This window comes from Nocardioides sp. P5_E3 (genome assembly GCF_054049275.1).
Genome location: NZ_JBFUMR010000021.1, coordinates 17,284 through 41,723, shown reverse-complemented (window position 1 = coordinate 41,723; position 24,440 = coordinate 17,284). Strand labels below are relative to the sequence as shown.

25 protein-coding genes are annotated in these 24,440 nt (G+C 73.1%); 17 read left to right on the top strand and 8 right to left on the bottom strand.

Annotation, left to right across the window (positions count from 1 at the left end; genetic code table 11):
• Positions 1–70 precede the first annotated feature (70 nt).
• Positions 71–229, bottom strand: a complete 159-nt coding sequence (locus ACXJKB_RS14255; protein WP_457189417.1) for a hypothetical protein — start codon at positions 227–229, stop codon at positions 71–73.
• 94 nt (positions 230–323) lie between these two features.
• On the opposite strand from ACXJKB_RS14255, the gene ACXJKB_RS14250 reads away from it, so the two are divergent.
• A complete protein-coding gene (locus tag ACXJKB_RS14250) occupies positions 324–1,274 on the top strand; it encodes a GlxA family transcriptional regulator (RefSeq protein WP_457189415.1) in 951 nt (316 codons plus the stop codon).
• A 110-nt stretch (positions 1,275–1,384) separates the two neighbouring features.
• Positions 1,385–2,674: an aminotransferase class I/II-fold pyridoxal phosphate-dependent enzyme gene (locus ACXJKB_RS14245; protein ID WP_457189413.1), complete on the top strand. Its 1,290-nt coding sequence runs from the start codon at positions 1,385–1,387 to the stop codon at positions 2,672–2,674.
• Between the two features lie 4 nt (positions 2,675–2,678).
• Here the strand turns inward: ACXJKB_RS14245 and ACXJKB_RS14240 are convergent, their stop codons facing one another.
• Entirely contained in the window at positions 2,679–4,526 is a 1,848-nt protein-coding gene (locus tag ACXJKB_RS14240) for an ABC transporter ATP-binding protein (RefSeq protein WP_457189411.1), read from the bottom strand.
• An 82-nt stretch (positions 4,527–4,608) separates the two neighbouring features.
• Here ACXJKB_RS14240 and ACXJKB_RS14235 point away from each other — a divergent pair, with 82 nt between their 5' ends.
• The 3 genes from ACXJKB_RS14235 to ACXJKB_RS14225 are packed head-to-tail and all read left to right on the top strand — an operon-like array spanning position 4,609 to position 6,997.
• The gene (locus tag ACXJKB_RS14235) at positions 4,609–5,040 is read left to right on the top strand and encodes a MarR family winged helix-turn-helix transcriptional regulator (RefSeq protein WP_457189409.1); all 432 of its coding nucleotides are present in this window, start codon (positions 4,609–4,611) and stop codon (positions 5,038–5,040) included.
• Positions 5,037–5,633: a dephospho-CoA kinase gene (coaE, locus tag ACXJKB_RS14230; protein ID WP_457189407.1), complete on the top strand. Its 597-nt coding sequence runs from the start codon at positions 5,037–5,039 to the stop codon at positions 5,631–5,633. The genes ACXJKB_RS14235 and coaE overlap by 4 nt, the downstream gene beginning before the upstream one ends.
• A gap of 41 nt (positions 5,634–5,674) precedes the next feature.
• Entirely contained in the window at positions 5,675–6,997 is a 1,323-nt protein-coding gene (locus ACXJKB_RS14225; RefSeq protein WP_457189405.1) for a glycoside hydrolase family 3 N-terminal domain-containing protein, read from the top strand.
• A gap of 112 nt (positions 6,998–7,109) precedes the next feature.
• On the opposite strand, the gene ACXJKB_RS14220 is transcribed toward ACXJKB_RS14225, so the two are convergent.
• A complete protein-coding gene (locus ACXJKB_RS14220; protein WP_457189403.1) occupies positions 7,110–8,072 on the bottom strand; it encodes a sigma-70 family RNA polymerase sigma factor in 963 nt (320 codons plus the stop codon).
• Between the two features lie 184 nt (positions 8,073–8,256).
• On the opposite strand from ACXJKB_RS14220, the gene ACXJKB_RS14215 reads away from it, so the two are divergent.
• The 3 genes from ACXJKB_RS14215 to ACXJKB_RS14205 all read left to right on the top strand — a co-directional run bounded on the left by ACXJKB_RS14215 (position 8,257) and on the right by ACXJKB_RS14205 (position 10,826).
• Positions 8,257–8,976: a 5-oxoprolinase subunit PxpA gene (locus ACXJKB_RS14215; RefSeq protein ID WP_457189401.1), complete on the top strand. Its 720-nt coding sequence runs from the start codon at positions 8,257–8,259 to the stop codon at positions 8,974–8,976.
• 387 nt (positions 8,977–9,363) lie between these two features.
• Positions 9,364–9,966: a 5-oxoprolinase subunit B family protein gene (locus ACXJKB_RS14210; RefSeq protein WP_457189400.1), complete on the top strand. Its 603-nt coding sequence runs from the start codon at positions 9,364–9,366 to the stop codon at positions 9,964–9,966.
• Complete coding sequence (locus tag ACXJKB_RS14205; protein WP_457189398.1) at positions 9,963–10,826, top strand: 5-oxoprolinase subunit C family protein; 864 nt, start codon at positions 9,963–9,965, stop codon at positions 10,824–10,826. The genes ACXJKB_RS14210 and ACXJKB_RS14205 overlap by 4 nt, the downstream gene beginning before the upstream one ends.
• A 9-nt stretch (positions 10,827–10,835) precedes the next feature.
• On the opposite strand, the gene ACXJKB_RS14200 is transcribed toward ACXJKB_RS14205, so the two are convergent.
• A complete protein-coding gene (locus ACXJKB_RS14200) occupies positions 10,836–12,137 on the bottom strand; it encodes a DNA polymerase IV (protein WP_457189396.1) in 1,302 nt (433 codons plus the stop codon).
• A gap of 191 nt (positions 12,138–12,328) precedes the next feature.
• On the opposite strand from ACXJKB_RS14200, the gene ACXJKB_RS14195 reads away from it, so the two are divergent.
• On the top strand, positions 12,329–13,321 hold the full coding sequence (locus ACXJKB_RS14195) for a DUF4192 domain-containing protein (RefSeq protein ID WP_457189394.1): 993 nt from the start codon (positions 12,329–12,331) through the stop codon (positions 13,319–13,321).
• A 53-nt stretch (positions 13,322–13,374) separates the two neighbouring features.
• Positions 13,375–14,838 carry a glutamate-cysteine ligase family protein gene (locus ACXJKB_RS14190; RefSeq protein ID WP_457189392.1) on the top strand — a complete coding sequence of 488 codons (1,464 nt, stop codon included), beginning with the start codon at positions 13,375–13,377 and terminating at the stop codon, positions 14,836–14,838.
• A gap of 176 nt (positions 14,839–15,014) precedes the next feature.
• Here ACXJKB_RS14190 and ACXJKB_RS14185 read toward each other — a convergent pair whose 3' ends face one another.
• A complete protein-coding gene (locus tag ACXJKB_RS14185; protein WP_457189390.1) occupies positions 15,015–15,470 on the bottom strand; it encodes a hypothetical protein in 456 nt (151 codons plus the stop codon).
• A gap of 123 nt (positions 15,471–15,593) precedes the next feature.
• On the opposite strand from ACXJKB_RS14185, the gene ACXJKB_RS14180 reads away from it, so the two are divergent.
• From ACXJKB_RS14180 to ACXJKB_RS14155, 6 genes are all read left to right on the top strand, one after another.
• The gene (locus ACXJKB_RS14180) at positions 15,594–15,995 is read left to right on the top strand and encodes a universal stress protein (RefSeq protein ID WP_300053002.1); all 402 of its coding nucleotides are present in this window, start codon (positions 15,594–15,596) and stop codon (positions 15,993–15,995) included.
• Between the two features lie 75 nt (positions 15,996–16,070).
• A complete protein-coding gene (locus ACXJKB_RS14175; RefSeq protein ID WP_457189388.1) occupies positions 16,071–16,637 on the top strand; it encodes an HhH-GPD-type base excision DNA repair protein in 567 nt (188 codons plus the stop codon).
• 146 nt (positions 16,638–16,783) lie between these two features.
• On the top strand, positions 16,784–18,292 hold the full coding sequence (locus ACXJKB_RS14170; RefSeq protein WP_457189386.1) for an RNA polymerase sigma factor: 1,509 nt from the start codon (positions 16,784–16,786) through the stop codon (positions 18,290–18,292).
• 155 nt (positions 18,293–18,447) lie between these two features.
• A complete protein-coding gene (locus tag ACXJKB_RS14165) occupies positions 18,448–19,719 on the top strand; it encodes a hypothetical protein (protein ID WP_457189384.1) in 1,272 nt (423 codons plus the stop codon).
• Between the two features lie 35 nt (positions 19,720–19,754).
• Entirely contained in the window at positions 19,755–20,309 is a 555-nt protein-coding gene (locus tag ACXJKB_RS14160) for a TetR/AcrR family transcriptional regulator (protein WP_457189382.1), read from the top strand.
• A 4-nt stretch (positions 20,310–20,313) separates the two neighbouring features.
• A complete protein-coding gene (locus tag ACXJKB_RS14155) occupies positions 20,314–21,309 on the top strand; it encodes a M28 family metallopeptidase (protein WP_457189380.1) in 996 nt (331 codons plus the stop codon).
• A 7-nt stretch (positions 21,310–21,316) separates the two neighbouring features.
• On the opposite strand, the gene ACXJKB_RS14150 is transcribed toward ACXJKB_RS14155, so the two are convergent.
• Positions 21,317–22,453, bottom strand: coding sequence for a CapA family protein (locus ACXJKB_RS14150; RefSeq protein WP_457189378.1), 1,137 nt, complete (start codon positions 22,451–22,453; stop codon positions 21,317–21,319).
• Positions 22,454–22,534: 81 nt separating this feature from the next.
• On the opposite strand from ACXJKB_RS14150, the gene ACXJKB_RS14145 reads away from it, so the two are divergent.
• Complete coding sequence (locus tag ACXJKB_RS14145) at positions 22,535–23,077, top strand: hypothetical protein (protein WP_457189376.1); 543 nt, start codon at positions 22,535–22,537, stop codon at positions 23,075–23,077.
• A gap of 13 nt (positions 23,078–23,090) precedes the next feature.
• On the opposite strand, the gene ACXJKB_RS14140 is transcribed toward ACXJKB_RS14145, so the two are convergent.
• The gene (locus ACXJKB_RS14140) at positions 23,091–23,918 is read right to left on the bottom strand and encodes an EamA family transporter (RefSeq protein ID WP_457189374.1); all 828 of its coding nucleotides are present in this window, start codon (positions 23,916–23,918) and stop codon (positions 23,091–23,093) included.
• 10 nt (positions 23,919–23,928) lie between these two features.
• Positions 23,929–24,405, bottom strand: a complete 477-nt coding sequence (locus ACXJKB_RS14135; protein WP_191195748.1) for a DUF456 domain-containing protein — start codon at positions 24,403–24,405, stop codon at positions 23,929–23,931.
• Between the last annotated feature and the right edge of the window lie 35 nt (positions 24,406–24,440).

Sequence of the window (24,440 nt, the reverse complement as noted above, 5' to 3'; positions counted from 1 at the left end):
CTGGCATCACGCTAGGCGGGACTTTTGTGTCAGGTCAAGCAAAAGGTGATTCGCGCTCGTCGAAACGTGCTCAGAAGCGCGGGACGAGGTGCTGGCGCTCCTCGATCGGGCCGAGGTCGTCGATGGGGTGGGTGGTGGAGGCGGGGCCGGCGAACCGGTCGTGACGGGCGTAGTTGACCAGCAGCGCGACGGCGGCGGCCAGGACCAGGAGGGCGATGAAAGTGTTCATGGCAGTAATCATCCGCTCGTGCAGTTCCTGCCACCAGTGGCAGGAATGCCAGTATCAGTTGATTTCCTGCCACGACCCGTGGCACGCTGCTGACATGCAGAAGGTCGCCGTGGTCGTGCAGGAGCAGCCCGAGCCGTTCGGGCTCGGTGCGTTGTGCGAGGTGTGGGCCGAGCCCTACCACCCCGAGGACGACAACCCCGTCTTCGACTTCAAGGTCGTCACGCCTCGTCCCGGGCGGCTGCGCACGCGTGCGGGGTTCGACCTGCACGTCGAGCACGGGCTGGACGAGGCGGCGGACGCCGACCTGATCTGCCTGGCGCCCATGAGCGACCACCGCGGCGCCTCGCCGGAGGTCTCCGAGCTGCTGCGAACGGCCCACGCGCGGGGCGCGATGCTCTTCGCCCACTGCTCGGCGACCTTCATGCTGGGCGAGGCCGGCCTGCTCGACGGTCGTCGCTGCACGACCCACTGGAGGCACGCCGCCGAGCTGGCGGCGCGCTTCCCCGACGCGATCGTCGACCCCGACGTGCTCTACGTCCAGGACGGCTCGATCGTGACCGGCGCCGGGTCCGCTGCCGCCATCGACGCGGCGCTGCACGTGATGCGCCAGCAGTTCGGCGCCAAGGTCGCCGCCGCCACCGCGCGGCGCATGGTCGTGCCGCCGCACCGCGACGGTGGTCAGGCCCAGTACATCGCCCGCCCGGTGCCCGTCTGCGAGTCGGAGGCGCTGGCCCCGCTCCTGGCGTGGATCAGCTCGCACCTCTCCGACGACCTCGACGTCGAGACGCTGGCCCGCCAGATGCACATGTCGGCCCGGACCTTCGCGAGGCGCTTCAAGGAGGAGACCGGCACCACGCCCTACAGCTGGATCCTGGGGGAGCGGGTGCGCGCCGCGCAGGAGCTGCTCGAGCAGTCCGACCACTCGATCGACTGGGTGGCCTCCGAGGTCGGGTTCGGCAACGCCGCCACCCTGCGCCACCACTTCGGTCGTGCTCGCGGGGTCAGCCCGCAGGAGTACCGGCGCACCTTCCGGATGAGCGCCTGACCCTCATCATCGGCCGGCATCGCGACGCTCGCGAGGTCGGCACCGGCCCGGTCGTACCACCGGGCAGAACGGACGTGAGGACACGGTCGGGCGACCTCTAGGCTGGAGCCGTGAACGCGACTGCGCTGGCCGACCTGTCCGCCGACGACCTCACCGCGCTGCTCGAGGAGCAGCGGGCTGCCTACGAGCAGCTGAAGGCGCAGGGGCTCAAGCTCGACCTCACGCGGGGCAAGCCGTCGTCCCAGCAGCTCGACCTCGCCGACGACCTGCTGCGCCTGCCGACGACCACCAAGGACGCCAGCGGGGTCGACGTACGCAACTACGGCGGGCTCGAGGGCCTGCGTGAGCTGCGGGAGATGTTCGCCGAGCTGCTGTGGGTCGAGCCCGAGCAGGTGGTCGCGGGCGGCAACTCCAGCCTGTCCATCATGCGCGACTGCCTCGTCTGGATGATGCTCTTCRGCGCGGTCGACTCGGAGCGGCCCTGGAGCAAGGAGGACAAGGTCCGGTTCGTGTGCCCGGTTCCGGGCTACGACCGGCACTTCACCCTGCTCGAGAGCCTCGGGATCGAGATGGTGACCGTCCCGATGAACGACGACGGCCCCGACGTCGACGCCGTCGCCGCCCTCGTCGCCGACGACCCGAGCATCAAGGGCATGTGGATCGTCCCGACGTACGCCAACCCCTCGGGGTCGATCTGCAGCCAGGACGTCGCCGCGCGGCTCGCCGCGATGCCCACCGCGGCGCCCGACTTCAAGATCTTCTGGGACAACGCCTACGCACTGCACCACCTGACCGAGGAGGAGGCCAAGAGCGCCGACATCCTCACCCTGGCCTCCGCCGCCGGTCACCCGGACCGGCCAGTCATGTTCGCGTCGACCTCCAAGATCAGCTGGGCCGGTGCGGGTGTCGCGTTCCTCGCGGCGTCGACGAACAACGTCCGCTGGTACCTCGGGCACCTCGGCAACGGCTCGATCGGCCCCGACAAGGTCAACCACCTGCGGCACGCGGAGTTCTTCGGGTCCCCGCAGGGCGTGCGCGACCACATGGCCAGGCACCGCGAGATCATCGCGCCGAAGTTCGCCGAGGTCGACCGCGTGCTGACCGAGCGGCTCGGCGGCCGCCACGTCGCGACGTGGAACACCCCGACCGGCGGCTACTTCGTCAACCTCGACGTCGTGCCCGGGACCGCCAGCCGCGTCGTGGCCCTCGCCAAGGACGCCGGCATCGCGCTGACGCCCGCCGGCTCGTCGTTCCCCTACAAGCAGGACCCGGACGACACCAACATCCGGCTCGCCCCGACGATGCCGCCCCTCGCCGAGGTCACTGCGGCGATGGAGGCCGTGGCGACCTGTGTGCTCCTGGCCGCGGCGGAGAAGGCCGCGGGGGAGTCGGCGGCCTGACACCTCAGGCGGCCGCCGGCTCGACGCCGAGGCCACCGCGCACGAGGTCCGCGTAGCGGCCACCGAGGAGCAGCAGCTCCTCGTGGGTGCCGAGCTCGACGACGCGCCCGGCGTGGAGCACGGCGATCTGGTCGGCGTTGCGCACGGTGGACAACCGGTGCGCGATCGTGATCGTCGTACGGCTCCGGGTGACCTCGTCGAGCGTGGCCAGGATGGCGCGCTCGGTCTCGTTGTCGAGCGCGCTGGTCGCCTCGTCGAGCACGAGCACCGCCGGGTCGCGCAGCAGCGTGCGGGCGATCGCCAGCCGCTGCTGCTCGCCGCCGGAGAACCGGTGCCCGCGCGAGCCCACGACGGTGTCGTAGCCCTCGGGGAGCGACGCGATGACGTCGTGGATGCGGGCGGTGCGGCAGGCCTGCTCGATCTCGGCGTCGGTCGCGTCGGGACGGGCGTGGCGCAGGTTGTCGCGCACGCTGGCGTGCATCAGGTAGGTCTCCTGGGTGACCACGCCGACGACCGCGGCGAGGTCGGCCGCAGCCAGGTCGCGCACGTCGACCCCGTCGACCAGCACGCGCCCGGACGCCGCGTCGTGCAGGCGCGGGACGAGCGAGGCGAGGGTCGACTTGCCGCTGCCGGTCTCGCCGACCAGGGCGAGGGTGCCGCCTGCAGGAACGACGAGGTCGACGTCGGACAGCACCGCACGCTCGCCGTCGTACGAGAAGCCGACGCCCTCGAACCGCACCTCGCCGCGCACGCGTCGCGGGTCGAGCCGCACCGGCTCGTCAGGCTCGGCGATGTCGACCGGGAGGTCGGCGTACTCGAAGATCCGGCTGAAGAGCGCGAGCGACGCGGTGAGGTCGACGCCCACGTTGAGCAGTCCCATCAGTGGGCGGAACAGGGTGCCCTGCAGGGCGATGAAGGCGACGAGCGTGCCGATGGTCATCCCGCCGGACGTCGCCGGGAAGCCGGCGGCGAGGTAGATCGCGGCCGGGACGGCAGCGAAGACGACGTTCATCGTCGCCATCCGCCAGCGGCCGGCGAGGCGGGACCGGATCTCGAGGCCGACGAGGTCGGCGGAGGTCTCGTCGAACCGTGCGGTCAGGCGCGGGGACGCGCCGAGGGTCTTGCTGAGCAGGACCCCGCTGACAGAGAGGCCCTCCTCGATCTGGACGTGGAGGTCGGCCAGGCGTCGCTGCCGTTCGCCGGTGATGCGGTGCCGCATCCGGGCGACCTGCCGGGTCAGCAGGACGGCCGGTGGAAGCACCACCAGTGAGATCAGCGCGAGCCGCCAGCTGAGGGCCACCATGGCCACGGCGGTGCCGACCACCACGGTGACGTTGGCGGCGATCGAGGTCGCCGTCTGGGTCACGACGCCCTGCATGCTGCCGATGTCGTTGACGAGGCGCGACTGCACCTCGCCGCCGCGGGTGCGGGTGAAGAAGTCGAGGGACTGGCGCTGCAGGTGGGCGAACAGGTCGCTGCGGAGGCGGTGCATGACGCGCTGGCCCACCGCGGTGGAGAGCCAGGTCTGCACGACGCCGATGACGGCGGTGACGACGGCGACGCCGAGCATGGCGCCGACGAGGAGCAGCAGCAGGCGGACGTCCTGGCGGGGCAGCGCCTCGTCGATGACGTGCCGGACGAGGAACGGCTGGGCGAGCCCGACGAGCGAGCTCAGCACGATGAGCGCCACGACCACGGCCAGGGCGGCGCGGTGCGGTGTGAAGAGTCGGGCGATGCGGCGCAGCGACACCGGGGAGTCGGCGAGCTGCCGGACGTCCGCCGGGTCGGGGCGTCCGCCGCGACGGCGGCCGGACGATTCTGCGTGGGGGCGGGAGTCGGTGTGGTCAGCCATCCGACCAGCTCCTCTCTGTGTTCGAGGTGGTGAGGTAACCTCACTATGAGGTCACAACCGGATGTGGGTGGGAGGTATTCCCGTGGTGCGCGACGAGGGGCACGACCCGGCGACCGGCGACCTGGTGATGGCGCTCGCCCGGCGCGTACGACGCGCGCACGTGGAGGCGCTCGCCGACTGGGGGGTGACCCCCGGGCAGGCCCGCGCGCTGCGGGTGCTGGCCGGTGCCGACGGGATGCGCCCCTCGGCCCTCGCCGATGCACTGCGCATCGCCCCGCGGTCGGCCACGGAGGTGGCCGACGCGCTGGAGCACCGGGCGTGGGTGCGCCGCGAGCCCGACCCCACCGATCGCCGGGCCACCCGCCTGGTGCTCACCGATGACGGCCGGCGGCTGGTGGAGCGGATCGACGACGTGCGCCGGGAGGCGTCGCAGCGGGTCCTCGACGTGCTCACGCCGGCCCAGCGTCGTACGCTCCACGAGATCCTGGCCGTCGTCGTGGGGGAGGACCTGTGACCGTTCGTGTCGGCCTGACCGGGGGCATCGCATCCGGCAAGAGCACCGTGTCGGCGGTCCTCGCCGAGCTCGGGGCAGTCGTCATCGACGCCGACCTCATCGCCCGCGAGGTCGTGGCGAGGGGGACGCCCGGGCTGGCGGCGGTCGTCGAGGAGTTCGGGCCCGACCTGCTCACGCCCGACGGCGACCTCGACCGGGCCGCCATGGGTGCCCTCGTCTTCGCCGACCCCGACGCCCGCCGGCGGCTCGAGGCGATCATCCACCCTCTGGTCCACCGGCGCAGCGCCGAGCTCGAGGCGGCCGCACTCGCGCACGCGGTCGTCGTCCACGACATCCCGCTGCTGGCCGAGGTCGGACGGGCCGGGTCCTTCGACGCGGTCGTCGTGGTCGATGCCCCCGCTGAGCTGCAGGTGCGGCGGATGATCGAGGACCGGGGCTGGACCCGCGAGGACGCCGAGTCCCGCATCGCCGCGCAGGCGACCCGCGAGGAGCGGCTCGCGATCGCCACCCACGTCGTCGACAACACGGGGTCGCTCGCCGACCTGCGCCGGCAGGTCGAGGCGATCCACCAGGAGCTTGCGCGGCGGGCCTGACGTTTCCGGATCGCGGGGGTCGGGCGGGTAACCTCCCCGGCGTGTTCTCGATCCGACCCCGCCTGGCCGTGATCGCGACGGGCGTCCTGCTCGTCAGCGGGTGTGCCGGGCTCGGCCAGACGCCCGACGACGCCGAGCCGGCCACGTCCAGCCCCTCGTCCTCGGCGTCCGCCCCGGGGTCCGAAACGCCGGCCGAGCCCGAGGCTGAGGCGACGGAGGACCCGGACACCCCCACGTCGTGGGGCCCGACGACCGGTGAGCTCGAGCAGGCGCAGGAGCTCGTCTCCACGTGGAGCTCCGAGCAGCTCGCCGGGGGCGTCATCGTCGGACGCTTCCACGGCACGGACCCGCAGGAGCCGGCCCGCATGGTGCGGGACCTGCACCTCGCCGGCGTCTCGGTGACCGGGGCCAACGTGCTCGACCGCGACCAGGTGCTGGCGATGACGTCGGCGATCACCGACGCCGCCTCCGCCGACGGCCGCGACCACCCTCCGGTCATCGGGGTCGACCAGGAGGGCGGCTACGTCTCGCACCTGCGCGGCATCGCCACCGACTTCCCGCACTTCCAGTCGGCAGGGCTCGCCGTCGCGGCGGACGCCCGTCTCGGCCGCCGGGTGACCCGTGCCGCGGCCCTCGCGACCGGGCTCGAGCTGCGCGACCTCGGCTTCACGTGGGTCTTCGCCCCCGTCGCCGACGTCACCATCGGCGCCGCCGACCCGACCATCGGGGCGCGGTCACCCTCGCAGGACCCCCGGCTCGCGTCCCAGGCCGTGGGCGCCGCCATCAAGGGGTACGACGACGCCGGCGTCGTGTCGACCGTCAAGCACTTCCCGGGCCACGGTGGCGCGACCAGTGACAGCCACGACACGTTGCCGGTGCTCGACTCGACGCTCGCCGAGCTCGAGGCGCACGACCTGCCGCCCTTCGAGTCCGCCTTCCGCCAGCACGCGCCCGCCGTGATGCTGAGCCACCTCGACCTGACCGAGATCGCGCCGGGGGTGCCCGCCAGCATGGCGCCCGAGGTGTACGACCTGCTCCGCGACGACCTCGGCTTCGAGGGGGTCACCATCACCGACTCGCTCGGCATGGGTGCCGTCGGTGGCCGGCCCACGCCGGCCCTGCAGGCGCTGCAGGCCGGGGCCGACCTCCTCCTCATGCCCGTCGACACCGCGACCACGCACCAGATCGTCACCGACGCGATCGACTCCGGCATCGTCTCGCGGGCGCGGGTCGAGGAGGCCGCCGCCCGCGTCGTGGCGGTCCAGATGTGGCAGGCGCGGGTGGCAGCACAACGGCCCGTCCCCGCCGACGTGGTCGAGCGGGCACGGGCCGCGAGCGCGGACCTGGAGTCCGCGGCGTACTGAGATCGTCCGGGTTGTCAGGCTCTCGCTGAGCTTGTCAGGCCGTGCACGGGCCGACAACGTCAGTGATCCCCGGCTGACCGGGGATCACTGGTCGTGCGGAGCGGGGCCTGGGTCAGGCCGCGAGGTCCGGGTCCCCGGCGCGACGGAGCTTTTGCAGCGCCTCGCGCTCGAGCTGGCGGACCCGCTCGGCGGAGATGCCGTGCCGGGCGCCGATGTCGGCGAGCTTGTGCTGGCGACCGTCCGCGAGGCCGTAGCGGGCGCGGACGATGTCGGCGGACCGCTCGTCCAGGATCCCGACCAGGTCCTCGAGCCGCTGCCGGGCCTCGGCGTCGAGGACGTTGAGGTCCGGGCCGGGCGCGGTCTCCTGGGCCATCAGGTCGCCCAGCGACGTGTCGCCGTCCTCGTCCACGGGCGTGTCCAGCGAGACGTGGTCACGGCCCCAGCTCATGAGGTCGAGGACCCGGTCGATGTCCATCCCGAGCTCGGTGGCGATCTCGTGCGGCTCCGGGTCGCGGCCGAGCTGGCGCTCGAGCGTGCGCCGGGCACTGCCGACCTGGTTGAGCTCCTCGACCACGTGCACCGGGAGGCGTACGACGCGGGCCTGCTGCGCGATGCCGCGCGTGATGGCCTGTCGGACCCACCAGGTGGCGTAGGTCGAGAACTTGTAGCCCTTGGTGTAGTCGAACTTCTCGACCGCGCGGATCAGGCCGGTGTTGCCCTCCTGGATCAGGTCGAGCATCGGCATCTGCGAGCGGCCGTACTTGCGTGCGATGGAGACCACCAGGCGCAGGTTGGCCTCGATGAACCGGTCGACGGCCAGCTGGCCCTGCTCGGCGAGCCACTCGAGCTCGGCCTCGTTGGCGCTCATCGGCGCACCGCCCTTGCGGCGGCCGACGCGGCCGGTGTCGAGGAGGTGCTGGGCCAGCAGGCCGGCCTCGATGGTCTTGGACAGCTCGACCTCGGTCTCGGCGTCGAGGAGCGGGGTGCGAGCGATCTCGTCGAGGTAGAGGCCGACGCTGTCGCGGCCCTCGATCTCACGAGTGGTGGTGGTGCGCTTTGCCTGTGCGGTGCTCATGTCGTCCTCCTGCTCTCGTGCGACCACCCCGTGTCGCACATCTGTCCAACGCCTGTGTCCGCCGCGGGATTCCCGCCCCGGATGTGGTGCCTTCACCTGCCTTGACGAGCCAGTACCCACCGGAGTTGCACGATCGACCAACTCTCAGGGACTTCTCAGGGGGTTCCCCGGGGAGACTGGCCCCATGCACACCGCCGGGCACCCGAACCGCGTCGACCTCAACGCCGACCTGGGGGAGGAGGTCACCGACGACGAAGGCCTGCTGGCCGTGGTGACGAGCGCCAACGTGGCCTGCGGCTTCCACGCGGGGACGCCGGCCACAATGCAGGCCGTCTGTGCCGGTGCCGTACGCCGCGGGGTGACCCTCGGCGCGCAGGTGTCGTACGACGACCGCGCCCGCTTCGGGCGGGTGGAGCTCGACGTGCCGGCGGAGGTCCTGCGCGAGCAGGTGGCCGAGCAGGTCGGCGTCCTGTCGGCCATCGCCGCCGCCGAGGGTGGGGAGGTGGCGTACCTGAAGCCGCACGGCGCGCTCTACCACCGGGTCGCCCGCGACGAGGACCAGGCCGCGGCGGTCCTGGACGGCTCGGGGGAGCTGCCCGTGATGGGGATGCCCGGCTCGGTGCTGCTGTCGATGGCGCACGCGCGCGGTCGCGCGTCCCGGCTCGAGGGGTTCCCCGACCGTGGCTACGACGCCGACGGCCGGCTTCTGCCTCGCGACCAGCCGGGCGCCCTGGTGACGGACCCCGCCCGGGTGGCGTCGCGCGCGGTCGAGCTGGCCGCGTCGGTCGACTCGGTGTGCGTGCACGGCGACTCCGCGGGAGCGGTGCGGACGGCGGCTGCCGTACGACGCGCACTCGAGGCCGCCGGGCTGGTGGTCGTCACGTGCTGGTCCTCCACAGCCTGAGCCCGCATCTGTGGAGGGCCGTCCCCTGCCTGTGGAGCAGGGGACGACTTCTGTGGGGAACCCTGTGGGACCGCGGGTTTGTGGTCCAGAACCCTTGCGGCGCGGCGTCCCGACGACGTAGACATCTCCTACCGACACCGCTTCGGCGGGGTCGGGGATCGGATCGGACGAACAGCTCCACACGGCGACTTGCTCGCCGCGCAGGCCCGGTGGCGGGGACTGCGGGGGCCGGAGACCGGTTCGGTGGATCGGACGTCACCATCCCGATCACATCGAGGGGCTCCTGATGCTCATACCATCGGGAGCCCCTCACCTGTGTGCACCCACGAGGCTGCCAAAGGTTCGCCGCCCGTGGCAACTGCCTGCCGGTGAACGCTCGGGTGAACAATGACCGACGTGATGGTCGTCGACGTCGGGACACGCGCCTGCCTCGTCGAGGTCGACGACGCCGTCGCGGCCGCCTCGCTGGCCAGCTGGGTGCGCGCAGCCGGCCTGCCGGCCGAGGAGGTCGTGCCGGCGGCCCGGACCGTCCTGCTCGACGGTGTCGATCCCGCGGCGGTGCGCGAGCTGCTCCCGCGCTGGGCGGCGCAGCAGGCAGCGCCGCCCGGCCCGCTCGTGCGCGTCGCCGTCCGCTACTCCGGTCCCGACCTGGCGCGGGTCGCCGACCACTGGGGATGCACGACGGAGGAGGTCGTCGGCCTCCACACGTCGCTGGAGTTCACCTCCACGTTCTGCGGTTTCGCCCCCGGCTTCGCCTACCTCGCCGGGCTGCCCGACGAGCGTGCCGTGCCGCGCCTGGAGTCGCCGCGGGCCCGGGTGGCGCCGGGGTCCGTCGGGCTGGCCGACACCTGGTGCGGCGTCTACCCGACCGCGTCGCCCGGCGGCTGGCTGCTGATCGGCACCACGGACGCCGACCTGTGGGACGTCGACCGCGCCGAGCCGGCGCTCCTGGCCCCGGGCACCCGGGTGCGGTTCGAGGCGCAGCAGTGACCGCTGAACGCCGCTCGGGCACCGTCGAGGTGGTCGACCCGGGTCCGCTGTCGACGCTGCAGGACCGCGGTCGGCGGGGGTGGGCCCATCTCGGGGTGCCGCGGGCGGGAGCACTGGACCGGGGCGCGGCGGCCCTGGCCCGCCGTCTCGTCGGCGGGGGACCGGACGACGCCGTGATCGAGACGACCGTCGGCGGCGTCGTGCTGCGGCCGCACCGCGCCGTGACGCTGGCGGTGACCGGGGCGACCTGCGTCGTCCGGGTCGACGGACGCGCCGTCGCCCACGGTGCGCCGGCCACGGTGCCCGCGGGAGCCCTGGTGTCCGTCGGTCCGGCCGTGACCGGGGTGCGGTCCTACGTCGCCTTCGCCGGCGGGATCGCTGTCGCGCCGGTGCTGGGGTCGCGCTCGACCGACACGCTCGCCTGGGTCGGTCCACCCCGGCTCGCAGCGGGCGACCTGCTCGACCTCGGGCCGACCGGCCAGCTGCCCGAGCCGCCGCCGGCGGTCGTCGTACGACCCCGTGAGCCCGTGCTGCGCCTTCGTCGCGGGCCACGCGCCGACTGGCTCGACCGGACGGGCTGGTCGCGGCTCGACGGGGCGTCGTACGCCGTCGCGCCCGACAGCGACCGGATCGGGCTGCGGCTCATCGGGTCGCGGCTGGAGCGACGCGGCGGTGAGCTCGCGAGCGAGGGCATCGTGCTCGGTGCCGTCCAGCTCCCGCCGTCGGGGCAGCCCGTGGTGTTCCTGGCCGACCACCCGACGACGGGCGGCTATCCGGTCGTCGCCGTGGTCGAGGACGACGACCTGGACCTCTGCGCCCAGCTGCGACCCGGCGACGAGGTGCTGCTGCGGGTGGTGTGAGGACCGGCGTCACTCCTCGGCCGGGGGTTCCCAGCGGTGCAGGGCCGGGTCGTCGGCCCGGAAGCTGCGCACCGGTCCCGGCGGGGTGCCGGCGGTCTCGAACCGCACCGTCACCACCCCCGAGCCTGAGCCCCACACCCAGCCTGCGCCCATCTCGTCGTGCACGACGTCCGCGCCCGGCGGCCACGTGCGGCGCGGCGGCTCGGGGAGCACCACCTCGACCTCCTCATCCTCGGCCGTCTCGCCGAAGAGGTCCTCCTGCACCCAGTCGGCGAGGCCGGAGACGCCGACACCGAGGAGGCGTACGCCGCCGGTGGTGTCGAGGTCGGCGAGCAGGGAGCGCGCGATGCGGGCGATGGTCGCTCCGTCGTCGGTGGGACTGGTGAGCGTGCTCGACCTGTTGAGGGTGGTGAAGTCGTAGAGGCGGACCTTGATGGTGACCGTTCGCCCGGAGATGCCGTTCTTCCGCATCCGGGTGCCCACCTCGCGGGCCTGCCGGCTCAGCAGCCCCTCCATCAGCTTGCGGTCGGTGAGGTCGGAGTCGTAGGTGCCCTCGACGCTGATCGACTTGGCCTCCCGCTCGGAGACCACCGGTCGGGAGTCCTGCGCCCGGGCCAGCTGCCAGAGCCCGTGGCCCTGGGCCTGGCCGAGCAGCCGCACCAGCTCGCCCTCGGCGACGGCCTCGAGGTCGGCGACGGTGTGGATGCCTGCCCGCCGGAGCCGCTCGGCGGTGGCCGGGCCCACGCCCGGGATGACCTTGACCTTCATCGGCCGGAGCAGGTCGAGCTCGGTGCCGGGAGCGACGACGGTCATCCCGTCCGGCTTGTCCAGCTCGCTCGCGACCTTGGCGAGGAACTTCGACGACGCGATGCCGACGGTCGCGGTCAGCCCGCCGGTCACCTCCTGCACGCGGCGCCGGAGCTCGGCTCCCGCCGCGGTCACGGTCTCCACCTCGAGGTTGGGAAGATCGGCGGCGGCGAGGTCCACGAACGCCTCGTCGAGCGAGAGCGGCTCGACCAGCGGCGACAGCTCGCGCAGGACCTGCATCACCTTCTTGCTCGTCTCGCGGTAGGCGTGGAACCGGCCGCTGAGGAACGCCGCGTGCGGACAGCGGGCCCTCGCCTCGCGGCCCGACATCGCCGACCCGACGCCGAACTCGCGGGCCTCGTACGACGCGGTGGACACCACGCCCCGACCACCGGTGCCGCCGACGATGACGGGCTTGCCGCGCAGCGACGGCTTGTCGCGTTGCTCGACGGCGGCGAAGAAGGCGTCCAGGTCCAGGTGCAGGATCGACGCGGTGCTGCGCATCAGCCGGTGAGGCCGGGGGAGGACAGCATCGTCACGCGACCATCCTCCCGCATCCTCCCACCGGCCGGCGGCACCCCCGGGGGCCGGTAGCGCGCCACGAACCGTCCACAGGTGCGCCGGATCCCCGCCCGTCCACAGGCGGTGCGACCGTGGCGCGTGGGGGGTCGGTGCTGCCGGGCAACGTCACCGGCATGGAACCCCACGACCTCGCCCCCGTCCCCCCGTCCGTCACGCAGCCCACCACGATGAGGGTCCGCACCCCGGGCGACATTGCCGCCTTCGTGCCGCTCGCCATGGGCTTCGTGCCCCAGCGGTCCGTCGTCGTGGTGAGCGTCGGCGCCCTCGGGGGCGGCATGCACGCCCGCGTCGACCTGCCCCACGACCCGGACGACGTCGACGACGTGGTCGAGGCGCTGCTCCGGCCCGCGCGGCGCAACGGCGTGCGCGACGTGGTCGTGGTGGTCTACGACGACGAGACGACGGTCGCCGACGAGGCGGCCTGGTCGGTCCACGAGGAGTTCACCGCCGCGGGCATCGGCGTCCGCGAGGTGCTGCGCGTCCACGACGACCACTGGTACGCCGTGCTGCCGGGGGCGCCCCTGGCCGCCTACCGCGGCGTCCCGTTCACCCGCGCCGACCACCCGTTCACCGCGCAGGCCGTCTTCGAGGGGAGGGTCACCCACGCCAGCCGGGAGGCGTTGCGGGAGACCGTCGCGCCGGACGCCGCGGCGGTCGCGCGCAGCCTGCCCCACCTCGTTGACGCGACGCCTCTCCCACCCGGCGGCCTCACGGCACTGGTCCGCCGACACGTCTGCGCCGGCACCACCTTCACCGCGTCCGAGCTGGCGTCCGTCGTGGCCAGCGTCCGCACGGGGGAGCGGCGCGACGAGGCATGGGCGTGGCTCGGGCGGGCCGACGCGCGGCAGGCCGTCGAGCTCTGGGCCGACGCGGTGCGCCGCCTTCCGGCCACCCACGTGGCCGGTCCGGCCGCCGTGCTGGCCTTCGCGGCGTGGCTCGCCGGTGACGGTGCGCTGTCGTGGTGCGCCGTCGACCGGTGCCGCGAGAGCGAGCCCGCCCACTCGCTGGCGGGCCTCGTCGCGCAGCTGCTCGAGTCGGCGACCCCGCCCGACACGTGGGCCACGCTGCAGCCCGAGGTCGGGGCGAGCGGAGACCCGGCTGCGTGAGACCAGCCCTGTGGACGGTTTCCGGCAGGGGGGCGCGTGACTAGGGTGCCGTCATGGGCGAAGAGGTCGATCAGCAGGAGTTCAGCCGGGCCGACCGGACGCGCCACCGCGAGAAGGTGCGGCGCAACCTCGACGTGTTCGCGCGCATGCTGCGTGAGGCGGCCTTCGAGACCGACGACCCGATGACGGGTCTGGAGATGGAGCTCAACCTCATCGACGACGCGGGCGACCCGGCCCTGAAGAACGCCGAGGTACTCGAGGCCATCGCCGACCCGGACTTCCAGACCGAGCTCGGCCAGTTCAACATCGAGATCAACGTGGCGCCGGCCAAGCTCCGCGAGGGCGGCCTGTCGAAGTTCGAGGACAGCCTGCGCCGCTCGCTCAACGACGCCGAGGAGAAGGGCTCCAAGGTCGGCGCCCACCAGGTGATGATCGGGATCCTCCCGACGTTGGCCGAGGGGCACATGAACGTCTCCTCCCTCAGCTCCAACCCGCGCTACAAGCTGTTGTCCGAGCAGATCCTCGCCGCGCGCGGGGAGGACATCACCATCAGCATCTCCGGCAAGGAGCGGCTCACCACGACGTCGGACTCGATCGTCCCGGAGGCCGCCTGCACCAGCACGCAGTTCCACGTGCAGACCTCGCCTGACCAGTTCGCGGCCCACTGGAACGCCGCCCAGGCAATCGCCGGCGTGCAGCTGGCGGTGTCGGCGAACTCGCCCTACCTGCTCGGCAAGGAGCTGTGGCGCGAGACCAGGATCCCGCTGTTCGAGCAGGCGACCGACACCCGCAGCGAGGAGCTCAAGGCCCAGGGCGTCCGGCCACGCGTGTGGTTCGGCGAGCGGTGGATCACCTCGGTGTTCGACCTCTTCGAGGAGAACGTCCGCTACTTCCCGGCGCTGCTGCCCGTGACCGACGAGGAGGACCCGCTGGAGGTGCTCGAGTCCGGCGGGACCCCGGCCCTCCACGAGCTCAAGCTCCACAACGGCACGATCTACCGCTGGAACCGTCCGGTCTACGACATCGCGGACGGCGTCCCGCACCTGCGCGTGGAGAACCGCCTGCTGGCCGCTGGTCCGACCATCGCCGACACCATCGCCAATGCGGCGCTCTGGTTCGGCCTGGTCCGCTACCTCGTGGAGAGCGAGCGCCCGCTCTGGTCGCAGATGTCGTTCTCCGCCGCCGAGGAGAACTTCCACGTCGCCGCCCAGATGGGCGTCGACGCCCAGGTCTACTGGCCGGGCCTCGGCCAGGTCCGCGCCACCGAGCTGGTGCTGCGGCGCCTGCTCCCCATGGCGCGCGCCGGGCTCGACTCGTGGGGCGTCCCCTCGGAGGAGAGCGACCGCTACCTCGGCATCATCGAGCAGCGCTGCCAGACCGAGGCCAGCGGCGCCGGGTGGTTCGTCGACCGCGTCCGCGAGCGCGGGGGAGTGGACCGCTACGACGCCCTCCGGGCGACGCTGCTCGACTACACCGAGCGCATGCACAGCAACGAGCCCGTCCACACCTGGGACTGACGCGCCGGTCCGGGTCTTCTCCCGCCGGGCACCGAGCGGTGCCCTACCCACATCCGAGGCGCCCTCGATGTGGGTGGGCCACCGCTGATGCGCGCGTCTCGCTGCGGCGCGCGAGCGGGCGGTGGCTGACCCACATGCCGCCGGTTCGGAATGTGGCTGGCGCACCGCCCCTCAGGTCAGCGGCGGGCTGACAGCGGGCGTGGTCGCAGCCGACGCCACTCCCGGCGTACGTCGCTGACGGGGTCGAACCACCCCCGGCGGGTCACGACGACCAGCCCGACCGGCATCCCCAGCGCCTGGGCGGCCCAGGCAGCCGGGCCGAGCCAGCGCAGGTCGTCGTCGTGCGGGCTGAGCTCGCCGGGCCGGGTCAGCCACAGTGCCGGGCGCGGGGTGAGCGAGGCCGCGGTGCGCAGGAGTGCGAGGACGACGTCGGCGCGCAGGCCGGCGTCGGGCAGGGGCGGGTCCTCGACGTGTCGCGCACACCGCCCCGGCACCCCCGCGTGGAGGGTCACCGGGAAGAGGCGACGCTCCTCGTCCTCGACCAGCGCGAGGGTGGCCGCCCGTAGGACGGCGTGCGTGTGCCGGTCGACGGGTGCCTGGAGCGCCGGCTGCTGCGCGAGCGGTGGGGCCACCGGTCAAGACTGCCTCAGTGCCGAGCGTCAGACCCACCCCTCCACAGGCTGCCGAAGGCCAACCGTTTCCGTTACGGTGCCAGCAGGCCAGCGGCAGGCGTCGCGGCCCCGAGAGGAGACACCATGGGCACCGTCGTCGTCGGATACGTCCCCAAGCCGGAGGGTGAGGCCGCCCTTGCTGCCGGTATCAACGAGGCCAAGCTGCGCGGGAGCAAGCTGGTCGTGGTGAACTCCCACCGGGGTGGGCAGGAGTACGACGGATCCGCCGCCCGGGCCGCCGAGGACGAGATGAACGGGATCCAGAAGCGGCTCGAGGAGGCCGGCGTCGAGCACGACGTCCGCCAGCTCGTCCGCGGCTTCGAGCCTGCCGAGGACCTCATCAGCATCGCCGAGGCCAACGGTGCCGAGCTGCTGGTCATCGGCCTGCGCCGCCGCTCGCCCGTCGGCAAGCTCATCCTCGGCAGCAACGCCCAGCGCGTGCTCCTCGACGCTCCCTGCCCGGTCCTGGCGGTCAAGGCCCAGTAGTCGCGCCCCGCCCGCGCCCAGACGTCCGGCGGAGCAAGCGGCCCGCGGCGGGCGTACGTCGGGCAGGATGGCCCCATGGGCTTCCAGATCACCGGCGACCCCGCCGCCGACAAGGTTCTCGACGACTCCGCGTTCGCGCTGCTCGTGGGCATGATGCTCGACCAGCAGTACCCCATGGAGCACGCCTTCCGCGGTCCGGCAAAGGTCCTGGACCGCTTCGGCACGGTCGAGCCCGACGCGATCGCTGCGGCCGACCCCGAGGAGTTCGCGGCGATGGCGTCCACCCCGCCGGCCATCCACCGGTTCCCCGGCTCGATGGCGGCCCGCCTGCAGGAGCTGGCGCGCATCGTCGAGGAGACCTACGGCGGTGACGCCTCCCGGTTGTGGACCGAGGCGGCCGACGGCAAGGACCTGCTCAAGCGCGTGATGGCGCTCCCGGGCTTCGGCAAGCAGAAGGCGCAGATCTTCGTCGCACTCCTCGCCAAGCAGCTCGGCGTACGACCCGACGGCTGGGAGGCCGTGGTCGGCGACTACGCGCTGGAGGGACACCGCTCGGTCGCCGACGTGGTGGACGCGGAGTCGCTGCAGAAGGTGCGCGACTTCAAGAAGGCGAAGAAGGCTGCCGCGAAGGCCACGAGCTGAACGACGTGTCGACGGCGCCCTGGAGCGGCGTGTGACACGCGCGGTCGGCGGCCGGATGTCGGGCCGTCTGGAGGGCCGTGGCAGAATGACGACGCGGCTCTTGACGTCACCGGGCCTCGCCGCGCCCCGAAGTTGCTCGACGAGAGGTGTTCGTGTCCTCACACGCACGCAAGTTGCTTCCTTCAGAGGTGCTCACGCACCCCTCCATCGCTGCCCTGGTTGCCGGTGCTGTTCCCACCGGCACCGTGTCCCCCGAGGACGTACGGCGCGCCAGTGACGAGGCCGGGGTCGAGCCCCGGCACCTGAAGGCCCTGCTGGTGCACCTCAGCGGCCTCGGGATCTCGGTCCAGATCGATGCTTCGGGCATGCGTGCGGTCGCCGCGACCAGCAAGCGGACCGCGACCTCGTCCGCCGCCAAGAAGGCGCCGGCCAAGAAGGCCCCCGCCAAGAAGGCAGCCGCTTCCGCCGAGGCCCAGCCCGCCGCCAAGCCGGCCGCCAAGACTGCAACGCCGGCGAAGAAGACGGCGGCCAAGAAGGCCGCGGCCGACGAGGTCGTCGACCTCGGCACCGTCGAGGCGCCCGTCGTGGGTCCCGACGGCAAGAAGGTCCTCCCGGACATCCCCGACGCCGAGTTCGAGAAGGACGTGGCCAAGGACCCGACGATCAAGGAGGACGAGAAGCAGGCCTTCACCGTCTCCGCGGCCGACGAGACCGACGAGCCCGAGCAGCAGGTCATGGTGGCCGGTGCCACCGCCGACCCGGTCAAGGACTACCTCAAGCAGATCGGCAAGGTCCCCCTCCTCAACGCCGAGATGGAGGTCGAGCTCGCCAAGCGCATCGAGGCCGGCCTCTTCTCCGAGGAGAAGCTCGCCAAGGGTGGCCGGATCAGCCCGAAGATGCTCGAGGAGTACGAGTGGATCGCCGAGGACGGTCGGCGGGCGAAGAACCACCTGCTCGAGGCCAACCTGCGACTCGTCGTCTCGCTGGCCAAGCGCTACACCGGTCGCGGCATGCTCTTCCTCGACCTGATCCAGGAGGGCAACCTCGGCCTGATCCGTGCGGTCGAGAAGTTCGACTACACCAAGGGCTACAAGTTCTCGACCTACGCCACGTGGTGGATCCGCCAGGCGATCACCCGGGCGATGGCCGACCAGGCCCGCACCATCCGCATCCCGGTGCACATGGTCGAGGTCATCAACAAGCTCGCGCGCGTCCAGCGCCAGATGCTCCAGGACCTGGGCCGCGAGCCCACGCCGGAGGAGCTGGCCAAGGAGCTCGACATGACCCCCGAGAAGGTCATCGAGGTCCAGAAGTACGGCCGCGAGCCCATCTCGCTCCACACGCCCCTCGGCGAGGACGGCGACTCGGAGTTCGGTGACCTGATCGAGGACTCCGAGGCCATCGTCCCGGCCGACGCGGTCTCGTTCACCCTGCTCCAGGAGCAGCTGCACGCGGTCCTCGACACGCTGTCCGAGCGTGAGGCCGGCGTGGTCTCGATGCGCTTCGGGCTCACCGACGGCCAGCCGAAGACCCTCGACGAGATCGGCAAGGTCTACGGCGTGACCCGCGAGCGGATCCGTCAGATCGAGTCGAAGACCATGTCGAAGCTGCGCCACCCGAGCCGGTCGCAGGTCCTCCGCGACTACCTCGACTGAGCACGACCCTCTCCACGCGTCACGAGCAGCGTCGCCCTCCGGGGCGGCGCTGCTCGTCATTTCGGCCACCTCGGCGCGAGCCTTGACGCGGTCGGAGACTGCGAGCAGGATCGAAACGCGAATTCTCTTTCGCGTTTCCTTCTCGGGAGGCACCCATGCTCGGACGACCCCTGCGTACGTCGGCACTCGCCGGCGCCCTGCTCCTCGCGGCCACGGCCCTGGCTGCACTCGCGCCACCGGCTCAGGCCGACCCGCTCCCGCCGACTGCCGTGGCGATGGGCGACAGCTTCATCAGCGGCGAGGGCGGAGGGAGCTATCAGGCCGTCACGGATCAAGCAGGTGTCGCCCAGGGCTTCCCCGGGTGGTCGGCGGCCAACAGCAACCCCTACTTCTGCCACCGCTCGGCCAACGCCTCCATCCAGGTGGCTGCCCTGCCGGGGATCTCGCAGCGGTTCAACCTGGCCTGCTCGGGCGCGCAGCCGGCTGACATGGCCTCGCCCTCCAGTGCCCGGCCGGCGGGGCGTACGGTCGCCGCCCAGATCGAGCAGCTCCGGGCCGTCGCGCGGACCGGCGACATCGACCTGGTCCTGCTCGGCCTCGGCTCGAACAACAGCCAGTTCACCTTCGGCGGGGTCGCCGCCGAGTGCGCCGGTCGGTTCGTCGCCGACGGCTACACCGGCTGGTGGGAGGTCTGGATCCACTTCGTCAACTGGGTGACCGGGGCCGAGCTCAACGAGCGCGCGTGCTCCGACGCCGACTTCGCCACCGCGGCCGAGGTCTCCGCGGCTCGCGCCGAGACCACGGCTGCCGTGCGCCAGGTGCTCGACGTGCTGGACGAGATCGACGCCGACGGCCAGCACCAGGTGGTGCTGCAGGACTACACCAACCCGCTGCCACCGGTCTATGCCGAGCAGTACCGCACCGAGGACGGCCGCAGCGACACCCGCGACAAGTACCGCGCGCTCGTCGACGAGAGGTACGCCGCTGGCTGCCCCGCCGACATCGACTCGCTGGCACCGGCGCACCGGTTCAGCCAGAACCTCGGCAGCATCGTGTCGGGGGTCGCGTCCACCCTCCAGGCCGAGCGACCAGGCGCCAGCATCACCTACCTCAACGTGCAGCGGGCCTTCGACGGGGCGCGACTGTGCGAGAAGCCGGGCAGCCCGGGCAACGCACTGGCGACCCCGCTGCGGGTGATGGATGGACCGAGCGGGGTCCACGTCCAGAGCTTCACGCCCTTCGACAAGTTCGACATCAAGCGCGTCACCGACACCTGCTCGGACTACTACCAGACCTGCCAGGAGTCGTGGCACCCCAACGCTGCCGGGCAGCAGGTGCTGGGCCAGTGCCTGAGCGGCGCCTGGACCGGGCCGCGTGCCAGCGTCAGCTGTGTGCGCAATGCATCGGGAGTCGTGCTCGTCCAGTGAGGGTGACCCCGCAGCAGCTGCGGTCTCAGGAGACCGTGGACAGGATCCTGGTCGCCGCCGACGAGGAGATCGGCGAGCGGGGCCTGTCCGGCGCGAGCACCACCCGCATCGCCGCCCGTGCCGGGCTGTCGGTAGGGGCGCTCTACCGGTTCTTCCACGACAAGGCGTCGATCGCGGACGCACTCGCCCAGCGCTACCTCGAGGCGGTCACGCCGGCCTACGCAGAGGCTGTCTCCGGCGTGTCGTCCGTGGCCGACCTCGACACGGTGCTGGGTGAGCTGGTGAGGCGGGCGGCGGAGCTCCAGACCCACCACCCTGGCTACTACCGGCTGACCGAGGACCTCGCGCCCGAGCGCGGGGACTCGCCGGCCAACTCGGTGCGCGAGCACCTGATCGGCCTGTTCTGCCAAGCGCTGCGCCGCGCGGGCGTGACCACACCCGTAGCCGAGCTGCGCGCGGTGGTCGAGCTCTGCATCGAGACGGTCCGCCACACCTTGGCCCGCCACCCGGCGGGCGACCCCGGCCGGGAGACGTCGCTTGCCGAGGTGGAGGTGATGCTCCGGGCCTACCTCGCCGCCCGGCTACGGTGACCGCATGCCCGCCCCGCGCCGCACCGCCTCCGCCGGTGCGGTCGCTGCGCTCCTCCTGACGGCGTGCACCGGCCCGTCCGGCGACGGTCCCGACCCGGGAGGGGGCGCGCCGACGCCGGCGCCCACCGGGCGGACGGACGAGGCGACCGAGACACCAACGGCAGCCCCGTCTCCTACGGCGGACGAGCCGCTCGCCGCCGATGACGTCGATCCCGCGACCGCGGTCCGCGCCGTGCGCCGCCTGGCCGGCAGGATCGGTCCGCGTGAGGCGACCGGCCCGGCGTACGACCGCGCCGCGCGGTGGGTGGCCGGTGAGCTGACCCGGCTCGGGTACGACGTCGCCCGCCAGCGCGTCGACGTACCCGCGGGCGAGTCGTGGGGCGTGAGCGTCCCGGCCGGGCGCTCGGCCAACGTGGTCGCGACGCCGCCCGGGTTCGACCCGGCCGAGCCGCACCTGGTGGTCGGCGCGCACCTCGACACGGTGCCTCAGGCACCCGGCGCGGAGGACAACGCCTCGGGAGTCGGGGTGATGCTCGCGGTGGCCGAGGCGGCCTCGGTGCGCCGCACCCGCCTGCCGACGGTGTTCGTGGCGTTCGGCGCCGAGGAGCCGCGCGGACCCACGGACGACGACCACCACTACGGGTCACGGCACTACGTCGACCGGCTCGGGCCCCGGGAGCGGGCGGCGGTGCGGGGGATGGTCTCCCTCGACCGGGTCGGGGTGGGCGATCGGGTGCCGGTCGGGTCCGCCGGAGACACCGACCCCGTGCAGCGGGCACTGCTGGCAGCGGCCCGGCGTGCGGGCGCCGCCACCGTCGCCGAGGGCGGGCAGCGCAGCAGCGACCACTGGTCGTTCGTCCGTGCCGGGCTGCCGGGCGCGCGCCTGGGCTCGACGCCGTACACCGGCTACCACTCGGCGGGCGACGTGCCGGCCGTCGTGTCACGGGCGCAGCTCGAGCGGGTCGGCCGGATCGTCGCCGCGTGGCTGGCCCCCCGTTGAGGCTCGGTCACCCCAGCCCGGCGCACCCGCGCAGCGCCGCGCGGCGGTCCCGGGAGGCCGCTGCTGCGGCTCCGGAGTCCGGGGTGGCAAGCCCGTCCGCGCCGATCGTCGCCGGCCACCAGTGGGACGCGGTGACCCGCGCCCGCCCCGCCGGCTCCCGCGGCGGCTGGACCGTCAGCGTGAGGACGCCGGTGGGACCGGGGGAGTACCACGCGAAGTTGCCCAGCCCGTAGGCGACGTAGCCCGGTCCGAGGCGTCCGTCGCCCTGCAGCTCGTGGGCGTGGCTGCCCACGACGAGGTCGGCGCCGGCTCCGACCAGCCGGCGCGCCAGCGAGCGCTGGTCGGCGGACGGGCAGCGCTCACCCTGGACCCCCCAGTGCAGGTAGGCGACGACCACGTCCGCCTCGGCGTCCGCACGTCGTACCTCCCGGAGCAGGCGCCTCGGATCGTTGGCGTCCGCGACACCGGGCGTACCCGGACCTGCCGCCCACGCGCCGGTGGGGTCGGCCGTGGGGTCCTGGTCAGCGGCCGAGGCGGCGATCGTCGCCACGCGCGTGCCGTCCACGTCGGTGACGGCCGGGGCGAAGGCCTCGTCCTGGTCGGCGCCGATCCCGACGACGGCCAGCTCAGGCCGCGCCGCGGCCGCGGCCCGCAGGGTCGACGGGAGCCGTGCCCGACCGAGGTCGAGGGCGTGGTTGTTGGCCATGCTCGCGACGTCGATCCCCGCGGCGGCCAGCGCCTCGAAGGCAGCCGTGCCGGCGGAGAAGACGAACCGCTTGCCCGGCTCGGGGCGCCCACCCGAGCCGACGGACGTCTCGAGGTTGACGATCGCCACGTCGGCGGCTGCCAGGGCGGTGGTGACCGGCGTCAACGCCGAGGCCGGGCGGAGCAGGCGTGGCGCCAGCGCGCCCTCGAAGTGCACGTCTCCCGCGACGGCGATCTCCACCGGAGCCGGACGGGGCTCACGAGGGGCGGGCGCCTCGGTGGTCGGGGACGGGGTCTCGGTCGTCGAGCCGGCCGGGGCACGGGACGACTCCGGGGACGACGGCTCGGCGTTCGGGCTGCAGCCCGCGGCCGCGCCGCCGACGACCAGCGCGAGCACCGCGCCGCAGCGGCGTACGCCCCTGCCGACGGCCCCGGTCATGGCGTCATGGTGCCACCGAGCACCCGGCACACCACCCGAAGTGGGTGGGGCGCTGTGGGCGGACGATGACACACTCAGGGCATGAGAACTCGGATCTCGCTCCTGGCCGTCCCTGCGCTGGCGCTCGTCGCTGCCACGGCGGCGCCGGCGCACGCGGAGTTCTACCGCATCGACGACCCGGCCGACGCCAAGGGATCGCTGACCGACATCTACGGGCTCGAGGCCAACCACGGGGCCGACAACGTGAGCGTCAAGGTGCGCTTCAACGAGCTGATGCGGACCAGCGCGGCCGGCGTCTCCGTCTTCTTCGACACCGACCGCGACTCCAAGGGACCGGAGTACGTCCTGAGCAGCGGCCTCGGCGACGGCACCGACTACGTGCTGACCGAGGCCGACGGGTGGCGCGGCAGCGACGACCGGGTCCGGTGCGACTACTCGGCCCGGCCCAAGTGGGGTCGGGACCTGTTCCGCGCCGTCGTCAGCCGTGACTGCTTCGACCGGGCGCCGTCGGTGCGGGTCTCGGTCAAGATGGTCGACCAGGCGGACGGCTCCCACCCGGTCGTCGACTGGGCCCCCAAGCGCCAGCGGTGGACCCTCCCGATCGCGTCGGGGCTCGGCGCCTGACCGACGGGTGCCGTCATGCGGCCGCGACCAGTCCCACCGCCAGGCCGCAGAGCGCCAGCCCCAGCGCCTGCGGGGCGTGGACGCGCTCGCGCAGCACGAGTGCCGCGAGGGCGATGGTCACGGCGGGGTAGAGCGACGTCACCACGGACGCGATCGTCAGCAGTCCGGTCTGGGTGGCCAGGAGGAACGCGGCGGCTGCGGCGGTGGACAGCACGCCCGCGACCGCACCCCACGCCTGCGAGGGGTGGTCGGGGACCCAGCGTGCACCCAGCACGGCCGCGGTGAGGGCGACCGCGACAGCGCCCACCCCCTGGGCGACCGCCAGCGGTGCGAATCCCGCCGCCTCGGGCACCTGCCCCATCGCGGCGAACAGCAGCCCGAAGCCCACGCCGGCGAGGACACCGTCGAGGATCCCCGCCGCGAGGTCGCCCGAGCCGCCGGGCTCCCGGCTCACCAGCCAGATCCCCGGGACGGCGGCCGCGATGCCGGCCCACACGAACAGGGCGGGTCGCTCGCCAGTGGCGATGCCGACGCACACCGGCAGGAGTGCGGCACCGACCGCCGAGATCGGCGCGACGACGCCCATCCGTCCGGCCGCCAGGCCCCGGTAGAGGAACGCGCCGCCCACCCCGCTGCCGACGCCGGCGAGGGCGCCCCACGCGAGGTCCGCGCGGGTGGGTGAGCCCTCGGTCAGCAGGGCGAGGCCGACCGCTCCCACGAAGGCCACGCTGGTCCCGACGAAGGCGACCGGCCACGCCGACGTACGACGCGCGGCGAGGCCGCCGACGAAGTCCGAGAGCCCGTAGGCGACGGCTGCCGCGAGCGAGAGCAGGACGGCCACGGCGGGGACCTCAGGTGGCCACGACGCCGGCGACCCACACGATCGCCGCGAGGGAGGCCGCCACGAGCTCGATGAGGATCGAGACGCCCACGGCGCGCAGCGCGCCCTTCGTCGAGGGCCAGGCCAGGGCGCCGCCGACCCGCGCCCGCTCGGCGACGTAGACGCCGAGGACGAACCCGATGAACATGCCGATGACGGGGATCACGAAGAACCCGATGAAGCCGAGCAGCGCGCCGACGAGCAGCGTGCGGTTGGGCACGCCGGCGGTCTTGAGCTGCCGGCCCGGCACGAGGTACTTCACGACCGATCCGCCGACGAGGAGCAGAGCGCTGACGGCGAACACCGCCCAGGCCGTCGTCGTACCGACCTCGAGGGTCCACACGAAGATGGCACCGAGCACCAGGATCGTCCCGGGCAGGACGGGCACGATGATGCCCGCGATGCCGACGGCGATCGCGATGGAGATGAGGATCTCGGTGGGGCTCACGGGGCACAGCCTCCCAGACGTCGTAAGCGAGGTCG